This is a genomic window from Novosphingobium humi (genome assembly GCF_028607105.1).
Lineage (GTDB): Bacteria > Pseudomonadota > Alphaproteobacteria > Sphingomonadales > Sphingomonadaceae > Novosphingobium > Novosphingobium humi.
Window position 1 is genome coordinate 1,207,826 of the sequence record NZ_CP117417.1, and the last position, 12,164, is coordinate 1,219,989.

General features: G+C 62.2%; 12 protein-coding genes. 5 read left to right on the plus strand and 7 right to left on the minus strand.

Features of this window, described 5'->3' with window-relative positions; all coding sequences use genetic code 11:
- The first annotated feature begins 49 nt into the window (after positions 1-49).
- The 3 genes from carA to greA all read left to right on the plus strand — a co-directional run bounded on the left by carA (position 50) and on the right by greA (position 5,123).
- Positions 50-1,216 carry a glutamine-hydrolyzing carbamoyl-phosphate synthase small subunit gene (carA, locus tag PQ457_RS05405; RefSeq protein WP_273618729.1) on the plus strand — a complete coding sequence of 389 codons (1,167 nt, stop codon included), beginning with the start codon at positions 50-52 and terminating at the stop codon, positions 1,214-1,216.
- The gene (carB, locus tag PQ457_RS05410) at positions 1,216-4,530 is read left to right on the plus strand and encodes a carbamoyl-phosphate synthase large subunit (protein WP_273618730.1); all 3,315 of its coding nucleotides are present in this window, start codon (positions 1,216-1,218) and stop codon (positions 4,528-4,530) included. Before carA ends, carB begins: the two co-directional genes overlap by 1 nt.
- Positions 4,531-4,646: 116 nt before the next feature.
- On the plus strand, positions 4,647-5,123 hold the full coding sequence (gene greA, locus PQ457_RS05415) for a transcription elongation factor GreA (RefSeq protein ID WP_273618731.1): 477 nt from the start codon (positions 4,647-4,649) through the stop codon (positions 5,121-5,123).
- Positions 5,124-5,222: 99 nt separating this feature from the next.
- On the opposite strand, the gene PQ457_RS05420 is transcribed toward greA, so the two are convergent.
- From PQ457_RS05420 to PQ457_RS05435, 4 genes are all read right to left on the minus strand, one after another.
- The gene (locus PQ457_RS05420; protein WP_168602551.1) at positions 5,223-5,444 is read right to left on the minus strand and encodes a DUF4170 domain-containing protein; all 222 of its coding nucleotides are present in this window, start codon (positions 5,442-5,444) and stop codon (positions 5,223-5,225) included.
- Between the two features lie 119 nt (positions 5,445-5,563).
- Positions 5,564-5,938 carry a hypothetical protein gene (locus tag PQ457_RS05425; RefSeq protein ID WP_273618732.1) on the minus strand — a complete coding sequence of 125 codons (375 nt, stop codon included), beginning with the start codon at positions 5,936-5,938 and terminating at the stop codon, positions 5,564-5,566.
- Positions 5,935-6,309 carry a phage holin family protein gene (locus PQ457_RS05430; protein WP_273618733.1) on the minus strand — a complete coding sequence of 125 codons (375 nt, stop codon included), beginning with the start codon at positions 6,307-6,309 and terminating at the stop codon, positions 5,935-5,937. The genes PQ457_RS05425 and PQ457_RS05430 overlap by 4 nt, the downstream gene beginning before the upstream one ends.
- Positions 6,310-6,389: 80 nt before the next feature.
- Positions 6,390-6,923, minus strand: coding sequence for a hypothetical protein (locus tag PQ457_RS05435; RefSeq protein ID WP_273618734.1), 534 nt, complete (start codon positions 6,921-6,923; stop codon positions 6,390-6,392).
- A 171-nt stretch (positions 6,924-7,094) separates the two neighbouring features.
- Between PQ457_RS05435 and eno the strand changes: the two genes are divergently transcribed.
- Entirely contained in the window at positions 7,095-8,381 is a 1,287-nt protein-coding gene (gene eno / locus PQ457_RS05440; protein WP_273618735.1) for a phosphopyruvate hydratase, read from the plus strand.
- A 77-nt stretch (positions 8,382-8,458) separates the two neighbouring features.
- Here the strand turns inward: eno and PQ457_RS05445 are convergent, their stop codons facing one another.
- Positions 8,459-8,986, minus strand: a complete 528-nt coding sequence (locus PQ457_RS05445) for a MarR family winged helix-turn-helix transcriptional regulator (protein WP_273618736.1) — start codon at positions 8,984-8,986, stop codon at positions 8,459-8,461.
- A gap of 114 nt (positions 8,987-9,100) precedes the next feature.
- A complete protein-coding gene (locus PQ457_RS05450; RefSeq protein WP_273618737.1) occupies positions 9,101-9,265 on the minus strand; it encodes a hypothetical protein in 165 nt (54 codons plus the stop codon).
- 327 nt (positions 9,266-9,592) lie between these two features.
- Here PQ457_RS05450 and PQ457_RS05455 point away from each other — a divergent pair, with 327 nt between their 5' ends.
- The gene (locus PQ457_RS05455; RefSeq protein WP_273618738.1) at positions 9,593-11,680 is read left to right on the plus strand and encodes a M13 family metallopeptidase; all 2,088 of its coding nucleotides are present in this window, start codon (positions 9,593-9,595) and stop codon (positions 11,678-11,680) included.
- Positions 11,681-11,738: 58 nt separating this feature from the next.
- Here PQ457_RS05455 and ribH read toward each other — a convergent pair whose 3' ends face one another.
- On the minus strand, positions 11,739-12,161 hold the full coding sequence (gene ribH / locus PQ457_RS05460) for a 6,7-dimethyl-8-ribityllumazine synthase (protein ID WP_273618739.1): 423 nt from the start codon (positions 12,159-12,161) through the stop codon (positions 11,739-11,741).
- Between the last annotated feature and the right edge of the window lie 3 nt (positions 12,162-12,164).

The window sequence follows — 12,164 nt, forward strand, 5'->3', positions numbered from 1 at the left end:
GGGCGGGCCTTAGCACCCATTGTTGAAACCTTCTCACGGAGCGCCCCCCATGGCAGACCCCGCCCATTCGCTTGCGCCTAAACCACTTGGCGCCACTGCCGTCCTGGTACTGGCCGATGGTTATGTCGCCTGGGGCCGAGGCTTCGGCGCCCAGGGCAGCGCGGTTGGCGAAGTGTGTTTCAACACTTCCATCACCGGCTATCAGGAAATCATGACCGACCCCAGCTATGCGGGCCAGATCGTGACCTTTACCTTTCCCCACATCGGCAATGTCGGCGTGAACCATGAAGACAACGAAGCCGCCGTCGATGGCGCCGTTGGCTGCATCGTTCGCGAAGATGTGACCAACCCCTCGAACTTCCGCTCCGAAGGCCGTTTCGACGCCTGGATGAAGGCCAAGGGCAAGATCGGCATTGCCGGTCTCGACACCCGCGCCCTGACCCGCCGCATCCGCCTTTCGGGCGCGCCCAATGCCGTCATCGCCTATAATGAGGCGGGCGAGTTTGACATTCCCGCCCTGCTGGCTAAGGCGCAGCAGTGGCCCGGCCTTGAAGGCATGGATCTGGCCAAGATCGTGTCGCGCAAGGCGCAGGAAAGCTGGGAAGGCAGCATCTGGCATCTGGGCAAGGGCTATGGCCGCAGCCCGCATGATCCGCGCCCGCATGTTGTGGCGATGGATTTCGGCGCCAAGGATAACATCTTCCGCAACCTTGTGGCCGCTGGCGCCTCAGTGACGGTGGTTCCGGCGGAAACCCCGCTGGAGGTTATCCTTGGCCTCAAACCCGACGGCGTGTTCCTGTCCAACGGCCCCGGCGATCCGGCGGCCACGGGCGTTTACGCCGTGCCCGTCATCAAGGCGCTGCTGGAACGCAACATCCCGATCTTCGGCATCTGTCTGGGGCATCAGATGCTGGCGCTGGCCGCCGGGGCCAAGACCATCAAGATGCATCAGGGCCATCGCGGCGCGAACCATCCGGTCAAGCGCATGGCCGAAGGCGTGGTGGAAATCACGTCGATGAACCACGGTTTCGCGGTGGATGCGGCAACGCTGCCCGAGGGCGTGGTGGAAACCCACAAGTCGCTGTTTGACGGTTCGAACTGCGGCATCGAGATCACGGGCAAGAAAGCCTTCTCGGTGCAGTATCACCCCGAAGCCTCGCCGGGGCCGATGGACAGCTTTTATCTTTTCACGAAATTCATTGAGAGCATTGCCTGATGCCTAAGCGGACAGACATCTCCTCGATCCTCGTCATTGGCGCGGGGCCCATCATCATCGGTCAGGCCTGCGAGTTTGACTATTCCGGCACGCAGGCGATCAAGGCGCTGAAGGAAGAAGGTTACCGGGTCATCCTGGTCAACTCGAACCCGGCGACGATCATGACCGACCCGGAAATGGCCGATGCGACCTATATCGAGCCGATCACCCCGGCCATGGTCGCCAAGATCATCGAAAAGGAGCGCCCCGATGCGGTGCTTCCCACGATGGGCGGCCAGACCGCTTTGAACACCGCGCTGGCGCTGTTTGAAGACGGTACGCTGGAAAAGTACGGCGTCCAGATGATCGGCGCCGACGCCGACGCCATCGACAAGGCCGAAGATCGCCAGCGGTTCCGCGAGGCGATGGACAAGATCGGTCTGGAATCGGCGCGCAGCGGCGTGGCCCATACGGTAGAGGAAGCCTTTGCCGTGCTGGAACGCACCGGCCTTCCCTCGATCATCCGCCCCTCCTTTACGCTGGGCGGCACGGGCGGCGGCATTGCCTATAACAAGGCCGAGTTCGAAAAGATCGTGAAGAGCGGTCTGGAAGCCAGCCCCACCACCGAAGTGCTGATCGAAGAATCGCTCCTCGGTTGGAAGGAGTATGAGATGGAGGTCGTTCGGGACAAGAACGACAATTCTATCATCATCTGCTCGATCGAGAATATCGATCCGATGGGCGTCCACACGGGCGATTCGATCACGGTCGCGCCCGCGCTGACGCTGACGGACAAAGAATATCAGATCATGCGTACCGCGTCCCTGAACGTGCTGCGCGAGATCGGCGTGGAAACGGGCGGGTCGAACGTGCAGTTCGCGGTCAATCCCAAGGATGGCCGTCTGATCGTGATCGAAATGAACCCGCGCGTGTCGCGTTCGTCGGCTTTGGCGTCCAAGGCCACCGGCTTCCCCATCGCGCGCGTCGCGGCCAAGCTAGCTGTGGGTTATACGCTGGACGAGCTGACCAACGAGATCACGGGCGCCACGCCCGCCTCGTTCGAGCCCAGCATCGACTATGTCGTCACCAAGATCCCGCGCTTTGCCTTTGAAAAGTTCAAGGGCTCCGAGCCGATCCTGTCCACCGCGATGAAGAGCGTGGGCGAGGTGATGGCCATCGGGCGCAACATCAAGGAATCGATGCAGAAGGCGCTGCGTGGTCTGGAAACGGGCCTCGACGGTTTCAACCGCGTCGATGAACTGGTGGGCGCAAGCCGTGATGAGATCACCGCGGCCCTCTCGCGCGCCACGCCCGACCGCCTGCTGGTGGTGGCGCAGGCCTTCCGTGAAGGTTTCTCCGCCGCCGACATCAACCGGATCACCCATTACGATCCGTGGTTCCTGGCCCATATCGAGGAAATCATTGCGGCCGAGGCCGAGGTGGCCAAGAATGGCCTGCCCAATGATGCCGAGGGTCTGCGCCGTCTGAAGGCGATGGGCTTCTCGGACAAGCGTCTGGCCAAGCTGGCGGTGCAGTCCGCAACGCTTGCGGGCAGCGCCAATATGGCGCGTTCGGGCCTGTTGCATGATGTGGTCGAAGCGATGGTGGGCGCCACCAGCGAGGCCGAAGTGCGCGCTCTGCGCCACCGTCTGGGCGTGCGCCCGGTGTTCAAGCGCATCGACAGCTGCGCGGCCGAGTTCGAGGCGATCACGCCTTATATGTACTCGACCTATGAAGCGCCGATGTTTGGCGCGGCCGAGAACGAGGCCGCGCCCAGCGACCGCAAGAAGATCGTGATCCTTGGCGGCGGCCCGAACCGTATCGGTCAGGGCATCGAGTTCGACTATTGCTGCTGCCATGCCTGTTTCGCGCTGGACGAGGTGGGCTATGAAACCATCATGGTCAACTGCAACCCGGAAACGGTTTCGACCGACTATGACACTTCGGACCGCCTCTATTTCGAGCCGCTGACGGCCGAGGACGTGCTGGAAATCCTTACGGTTGAACAGTCGAAGGGCGAACTGGTCGGCGTGATCGTGCAGTTTGGCGGGCAGACCCCGCTCAAACTGGCGCAGGCGCTGGAAGACGCGGGCATCCCCATTCTGGGCACCAGCCCGGATGCCATCGACCTTGCCGAAGACCGCGAGCGTTTCGCCGCTCTGGTTGAGCAGCTCGACCTCAAGCAGCCGGCCAATGGCATTGCGCGCAGCCGTGACGAAGCCGTGGCGGTGGCCAATCGCATCGGTTATCCGGTGCTGATGCGTCCCAGCTACGTGCTGGGTGGCCGCGCGATGGAAATCGTCGACAGCGTGGCGCAGCTTGATGACTATATCGCCACGGCGGTGCAGGTGTCGGGCGACTCGCCGGTGCTGATCGACCAGTATCTGCGCGATGCGATCGAATGCGATGTCGATGCGCTGTGCGATGGCGAAAAGGTCGTCGTGGCGGGCGTGATGCAGCATATCGAAGAGGCCGGCATCCACTCGGGCGACAGCGCCTGCACCCTGCCGCCTTACAGCCTTTCGGCCGAGATCATCGCCGAGATGGAGCGTCAGGCCGAAGCGCTGGCGCTGGCGCTGGGCGTCAAGGGGCTGATGAACATCCAGTTCGCGGTCAAGGATGGCGAGGTTTACCTCATCGAGGTCAATCCCCGCGCCTCGCGCACGGTGCCTTTCGTGGCCAAGGCCATCGGTCAGCCGGTGGCCAAGATCGCCGCGCGCGTGATGGCGGGCGAAAAGCTGGACACGTTCCCGCCGTTCCGCCGCGATCTGCCCTATATGGCGGTCAAGGAAGCGGTGTTCCCGTTTGCCCGTTTCCCCGGCGTTGACCCTGTGCTTTCGCCCGAAATGAAGTCCACCGGCGAGGTCATGGGCCTCGACAAGGACTTTGCCACGGCCTTTGCCAAGAGCCAGTTGGGCGCGGGCGTCAAGCTGCCTCAGGAAGGCGTGGTGTTCATTTCGGTCAAGGACACCGACAAGGCGGTCGTGCTGCCCGCCGCGCGCAAGCTGGTCGATCTGGGCTTCAAGCTGATCGCCACGGGCGGGACGCAAAAGTTCCTGGCCGAGGCGGGCGTTGCGGTCGAACTGGTCAACAAGGTGGCCGAAGGGCGCCCGCATATCGTGGACCGGATCATCGATGGCGGCGTGGCTCTGGTGTTCAACACCACCGAGGGTTGGCAGAGCCTGAAGGACTCGCAGAGCATCCGTCAGGCAGCGCTGGGCAACAAGGTGCCTTACTTCACCACAGCGGCGGGCAGCGTCGCGGCTGTGGAAGCGATTGGCGCCTTGCGTTCGGCCAGTCTTGAAGTGTGCCCGTTGCAGGCCTATTATAGCTGACCGACCACGTCCTTTCCGCAAAAGTTGGAAGGCATTCCCCCGCGTTTTCGATTGAACGCGGGGCGGTGCCTCCGACTGTCCCGGCGGAGGGAAGGGCCATGAAGGAAGTTTCACGGATGGCAAGTATCGAAAAGCTGCCGATGCTGGCGATTGGCTATGAAAAGCTGACGGCCGAGCTGAAGGCGCTGCGGGAAGAGCGCCCCCGGATCGTTGATGCGATCGAGGAAGCGCGCGCGCATGGCGACCTTTCCGAAAATGCGGAATATCACGCCGCCAAGGAGCGTCAGGGGCAGGTTGAGGCCACGATCGCCGATCTTGAGGACAAGATCAGCCGGGCCCAGATCATCGACCCCACCTCGCTTTCGGGCGATCGGATCATTTTTGGCGCCACCGTCACTTTGCTGGACGATGACGACAAGCCGGTGCGTTATCAGATCGTTGGCCCCTATGAGGCGGACGCGAAACTGGGCCGGATCAGCTATGTCTCACCGTTGGGCCGGGCGCTGATCGGCAAGAAGGTGGATGACGAGATCGAAGTGCGCGTGCCTGCGGGCGAACGCTTCTATGTCGTGGAAAAGATCGAGTTCATCTGATCCGCGCCGGTTTCGTCCAAGGAAAAAGGCCCCGCCATCCGGTGGGGCCTTTTCTGTTTTGCGCGGCCTGATCGCGAAAGGATCAGCACCGGGGCGCAATCAATGCTCGTGGCCGGGTTCCAGCAGCTTGTGCAGATGGACGACGACATACTTCATCTCGGCATCGTCAACGCTGCGCTGGGCGGCACCCCGCCATGCTTCCACGGCCGAAGCGTAATCGGGAAACACGCCGACATAATCGAGCGCGTTGAGGTCCACGAAATCGAGGCCCTGCGGGTCACGCACACGACCGCCGATGACGAGGTGGAGAAGTTGGGACATGATGGCTTGTTTCCAGCAAATTGGAGGATTGAGCCTTTGCCATAGCATTCGGCAAAGCCGATCAGCAAGCACCACCAAGGTTGAAATCAAGCATATTCTGATTGCGTTTTGCGCAAGTTTTATACCCCATCGCCCTTTCCGGGCAGGCGGGTGCGGATTTTTGCAAGGCCGGACCGAGCCGTATCCAGCGCCTTGTTCCAGGCCGGTTTGGCCTTGGGGGCCAGTTCGACCGCCTTGGCAAAGATCTGTTTGCGCGCCAGCCACAGCATCAGCGCGGTCAAGGTGCCCGCCAGCACGCCGCGCTCGTCGGCGGCAATCTCCATTGCCTGCGAGAGCGCCTTGCGCCCCTGCACCTGAATGTCATTGGTCAGGCGGCGACCCAGTTCGCCCGGTTCGGCCAGCGCGCGGATGCGGGTGGAGCGGCTGAGAAATTCGGCGCGGGCGGCATCGCGCGCGGCGCGCAATTGCGCCAGTTTTTCCTCGGCAGGGCTCATGCATCCGGCTCCGAAGGAGAAAACAGGGCGGTCAGCCTGCCGACGGCCCGCTTGACCTTCACAACGCTCCACAACGTGACGAGTAGCAGCACCGCCACCACGATGCCCATCGCGCCCCACGGCCCCACCAGCGTCGTCAGACCCAGCAGAGAGCCTATGATGATCGCCATCAGCAGGAAAAACACCAGCGCAAGCGCCAGCGCCGTCAGCCCCGCAATGCGCAGGACGAGCCTCACCGCCATGCCTGCGCGGGCCTTTTGATATTCGATCTCGCTGTCGAATGCGGCGCGGGTCGATGTGAAAAGCCCGCGAAAATCCTCTTCGAGACTGGGCTCGTCGATGTCGCTGCTGTCTTGCCGATGCTTGGGCATCAGGCCCCCTTCAATGCTTGCGTAAAGGCGCCGGGGCGGCGCATGACCGCCCCGGCGCCTTCTGCTTCATGCCTTGCGGCTTATGCTTCTTCGTCGCTCTTGCCGCCCAGCAGCTTGGTCAGGGCAAAGCCCACGGCGATCAGCGCCCCCGCGGCGATCACCGGGTTCTTCTTCACAAATTCGGTCGCTTCCTTGCCCAGCTCTTCCAGATTCTTGGATTCCAGCTTGGCGCCGGTTTCCTGAAGCGCACGGGCTGCGCTGCGGGCATAATCGCCATATTTCTCGCCCAGCTTGTCATCGACAAGGCCGGCATTGTCAGCCACGACCTTGCCCAGCGAGGTGATGGCATCGCTCGCCTTCACCTTGCCGTCGGCGGCCAGATTGAGTGCGCGTTCCTTGGCCTGTTCGCCAATCGCCTTGGCTTCGGCCAGCAATTCGCCGCTCGAAAGCTTTTCGGTGTAGGGCGCAGCCTTTTCCTGCAGATCCTTGCCCAGCGCGAGGGCGCCCGCGCGCGCATCGTCAATCGCCTTGCTGAACTTGGCCTTCACGCCCTCGGCCGTTTCGTTCACGGCTTCGGCAGCGTCGGCAACAAGAGCGTTGGTTTCATCGGCCATGGCTTGTCATCCTTCTCTTGGGCGGGGCGTAGAGAATCGCGTGATGAATTCGCATCGATTTGCTCGCCTCGTTCCTATCATGCTGCAATGCAGCTTGCCTGCCAAGGTTCCGCTGCTAAGGGAATCGTCTTGAGGGCATCTGAAAGGTGTCCGAGAGGAGATGAACACGCCATGACCGCGATTATCGACATCCACGCTCGCGAAATTCTGGACAGCCGTGGCAATCCCACGGTCGAAGTCGATGTGCTGCTCGAAGATGGCAGCTTTGGCCGCGCCGCCGTGCCCTCGGGCGCCAGCACCGGCGCGCATGAGGCGGTTGAACTGCGCGATGGCGACAAGAGCCGCTATCTGGGCAAGGGCGTCACCAAGGCTGTGGAAGCGGTGAATTCCGAGATCCACGAAGCGCTGGTCGGCGTCGATGCCGAAGATCAACGCGACATCGACCTTGCCATGATCGAACTGGACGGCACGCCCAACAAGGCGCGCATCGGCGCCAACGCCATTCTGGGCGTCTCGCTGGCCACCGCCAAGGCGGCCGCTGACGCGCGCGGCCTGCCGCTCTATTCCTATGTCGGCGGCGTTTCGGCCCATGTTCTGCCCGTGCCGATGATGAACATCATCAACGGCGGCGAACATGCCGACAACCCGATCGACTTCCAGGAATTCATGATCATGCCGGTCGGCGCGGATTCGATTGCCGAAGCCGTGCGCTGGGGTGCGGAAATCTTCCACACGCTGAAAAAGGGCCTGCACGAAAAGGGTCTGGCCACGGCCGTGGGTGACGAAGGCGGCTTTGCCCCCAACATCGCCAGCACGCGCGCCGCGCTCGATTTCGTGTCGACCTCGATCGAAAAGGCCGGTTTCAAGCTGGGCAGCGATATCCTGCTTGCGCTCGACTGCGCTTCGACCGAATTCTTCAAGAACGGCAAGTATGAAATCAGCGGCGAGGGCCTGTCGCTCTCGCCGGTCGAATTCGCCGAATATCTGGCCAAGCTCTCGGCCGACTATCCGATCATCTCGATCGAGGACGGCATGAGCGAAGACGATTTCGAAGGCTGGGCTGCGCTCACCAATCTGATCGGCGACAAGGTGCAGTTGGTGGGTGACGACCTGTTCGTGACCAACCCGAAGCGTCTGGCCATGGGCATCGATCAGGGTCTGGCCAACTCGCTGCTGGTCAAGGTCAACCAGATCGGCACGCTGACCGAGACGCTCGAAGCCGTGTCGATGGCCCAGCGCGCCGGTTACACCGCCGTGATGAGCCACCGTTCGGGCGAAACCGAGGACGCGACCATCGCCGACCTCGCGGTTGCGACCAACTGCGGCCAGATCAAGACCGGCTCGCTGGCCCGTTCGGACCGGTTGGCCAAGTACAACCAACTGATCCGCATCGAGGAACAACTGGGCGTTGCCGCGCTTTATGCCGGCAAGAGCGCCTTTGGCCGCCTGAAGGTCTAATCAGCCTTTTCCGGGCGACTGGAACAGGAAAGGGCGGGGAGGTGGCTCCCCGCCCTTTTGTTTGCGCTGAAGGCGTCTCAGAGGCTGGCGAAATATTCGAGCATCATCGCCCGCGCCTTGGCGGTCAGGCGCACAAAGGACCGCCGCGCGTCGTGATTGTCATCCTCGCGCTCGACCATGCCGCGCACCTCCAGCACATTGAGCCAGCGCAGCGCCGTCGTGCTGGGCACGCCCGAGCCGATGCAGGCGCTGGTCACGGCCACACGCTTGCCGCGCTCTCCGGCCACGAACAGGTCGAGCAGGATGTCCCACGCGGGCTCTCCAAACAGCGTGTCGTCGCCGAACGCCTCGATCCGGCGGCGGCGTTCGCGATAGAGTTGTTGGGCCTGTTCGGCCGGGTCTGATTTGGGCCTTGCCCCGATACCGGCCCCGCCATCGTCAACCGGCGCCGCAGGCGGTGCCTTTTCCAGTTCGATGGCGGCATTGAGCAGCGATTGCGCCAGCGTACGCAGGCGTTGATTGACGGGCTGGGTGCCCTCGGGCTCTTTCCAGATCTGAGGCGCCGCGCTGGCCAGCGCGGCAGGATTTCTGTCGGTCCAGTTCATCCTTTGCGATGTCCCCCATACTAGCAGCAAAACCTGGCAGCAGCAGAAATAGCTACTGGTGTCTGCGTAGTTTAGCCCAAGCCGGGGCGCTGGGAATATTAGGGGGAATACCGATTAATCGCCTTTCGAGTGATTCTCGTCGGAAATGAAGTAATCGCTCAACGCATGCAAACAGGCGTCCAAGTGTGCAGCTGCGGTAAAGGCATTAATGGCGTCCAGCCGGTCGAGGGCATTACGCAAGCATTGCATCAGCGCGAGAGGGTCGTCGGTCCGGTCCATGCTATCCCTGTTTCTGGACATTGCGCTCGATTGCAGATTGCTCTGCATCGGGGCATTGTTGATGATCTGTCTAGTGCGATAGGCAGGCGTGGTTCGCATTTGAACAAGCGTTGGTAGGTGATTACACCTATGTATATCGTCAAGGTCATTGGCGTCTTGTGCAGATTCGCCACATTTGGACTATTCAAACCCGCCGATTGGCTTATCTCCAGCGCCATGGCGACCTTACTAACATCGGTGTAACTTGTTGACCGCGCCCGTCATGCGGGGTCTATGCAAGGAACCCCGAGAGAGGGAATGGCGCTATTATATTGTAAGGACAGGATAATGCCCAAGATTGCAGATTTCCGCCGGGCGCTGGCGCTTGGCCTTTGCCCTTTGGCGTTGGCCGCACCGATGATGGCCCAAGGTGCGGGGGCGCCCAAGGCGGCCTCGGTGGGGTTGAATACATCCGGAATGGATCGTTCTATCCGCCCCGGAGATGATTTTTACCTCTTCGCCAATGGCATCTGGGAGCGCGAAACCGCGATTCCGGCCGATCGCGCCTCGGTCGGCGGCTTTTATATCGCCGATCAATCGACCGAAAAGCGAATCACCGCGCTGGTCGCACAGGTCGTCGCGGGCCATCCCAAGCCCGGCACCGACGCCGCGCTGATCCGGGATTACTATCGCGCCTATCTCAACACCGGGGCGATCAACGCGGCGGGCATGGCTCCGATCAAGGCCGATCTGGCCAAGTTTGCTGCGATTGCGAACAAGGCTGACCTGTCCCGCATGCTGGGCGCGCAGGTCCGCGCAGACGTAGATCCCCTTAATGCCACCGATTTTCAGACCGAGAACCTCTTCGGCCTGTTCATCACCCAATCCCTTAATGGTACAGCGGTGATGCCCTATGTATTGCAGGGGGGGCTTGGCCTGCCGGAGCGCGAATATTACCGTTCGGCCGATCCCAAGATGGCCGATATTCGCACCAAATACCGCGCCTATATCGCCACGATCATGACCGATGCCGGTTTGGCCGCCACGCCCGCCGAGGCCGAGGCCCGCGCGGGCAGGATCTACGATCTTGAAGCCAAGATTGCCGATGCCCACGAAAGCCGCGAGCAGAGTGAGGATTTCCAGCACGCCAATGCCGAATGGACCCGCGCCGATTTCGCCGCCAAGGCGCCCGGCATTGACTGGGAAGCGTTCTTCAACGCCGCAGGCCTGCCCCATCAGGACCGCTTTGCCGCGTTTCATGACCAGTCGATCCCGCGCATCGCCGCGCTGGTCGCTTCCGAGCCGTTGGATGTGTGGAAAGACTGGCTGGCCTTTCATCAGGTCAACCAATATGCCTCGGTCCTGCCCACCAAGATCGACGATGACCGCTTTGCTTTCTACGGCGAGGCTCTGCAGGGCGTAAAGGTTCAGCGCAGCCGCGAGCGCCGGGCGATTGCCGCGCTGAACGGTGCGCTGGGCGATGCGCTGGGGCGGCTCTATGTCGCAAAATATTTCCCCGCCGCCGACAAGGCCCGCATTCAGGGCATGGTCGCGGGCATCAAGGATGCCTTTGCCGTCCGCATTGCGCGGCTCGACTGGATGGCGCCCGCCACCAAGCAGGAGGCCATCGCCAAGGTGCGCGGCATTGTTGTGGGCGTGGGCTATCCCGACACGTGGAAGGATTATTCGGCGCTGAAACTCAGCCCTGACAATGCCTATGCCAATGCCAAGGCGGCGGGCCTCAATGAATATCATCTGCAACTGGCCAAGATCGGCAAGCCGCTGGACCGGGGCGAATGGTGGATGAATGCGCAACTGGTCAATGCGGTCAATCTGCCGGTGCAGAACGCGCTGAATTTCCCCGCCGCGATCCTGCAAAAGCCGTTCTATGATCCGGCGGCGGATGCGGCGTTCAACTATGGCGCGATCGGCGCGGTGATCGGCCATGAGATCAGCCACAGCTTTGACAACAACGGCGCGGCTTTCGATGCTTCGGGCCGTCTGCGCGACTGGTGGACGCCCGCCGACATGGCGCGCTTCAAACAGGCGGGCAAGGCGCTGGCCGATCAGTTCAGCGCCTATGAGCCATTTCCCGGTCTGCATGTTCAGGGCGAACTGACGCTGGGCGAGAATATTGCCGATGTGGCGGGGCTGGCTGCCGCGCTTGATGCCTATCACGCCTCGCTCAAGGGCAAGCCCGCGCCTGTCATCAACGGGATGACCGGGGATCAGCGCTTCTTCCTCGCCTTTGCGCAAAGCTGGGCGACCAAGGTGCGCGAGGCCGCCCTGCGCGCCCAGATCGCCACCGATGGCCATGCGCCGGGCCAGTATCGCGCGCTGACGGTGCGCAATGTCGATGACTGGTACAAGGCGTTCAATGTGAAGCCGGGCGACAAGCTCTATCTGCCGCCGGCAAGCCGCGTGAAGGTCTGGTAAAGCAAAAGGGCGCGGATGGCATGACCACCGCGCCCTTTTTCAAATCCTGCCCGGCGTTTTACGCGCCGAACTTTTCCTTCAGCGCCAGCAGGGCCAGGGCCGCCTTGGCCGCTTCGCCGCCCTTGTCCTTCTGCTTGGGGTCGGCGCGCACGATGGCCTGCGCCTCGTTCTCCACCGTCAGGATGCCGTTGCCGATGGCAATGCCGTCCATGGTCAGCGCCATGATCCCGCGCGCGCTTTCGCCCGCCACGATTTCGAAGTGATAGGTTTCACCCCGGATCACCACGCCGATGGCGACATAGCCCTCATATTCGCCCGATGCCTCGGCCAGCGAGATGGCGCCCGGAATTTCCAGCGCGCCCGGCACGGTCAGCACATCGACCTTATGCCCCGCCGCCTTTAACGCGGCCCGCGCGCCTTCGACCAGCATGTCGTTGAGGTGGTCATAGAAGCGGGCTTCGACAATCAGAAACTTGGCCATAAC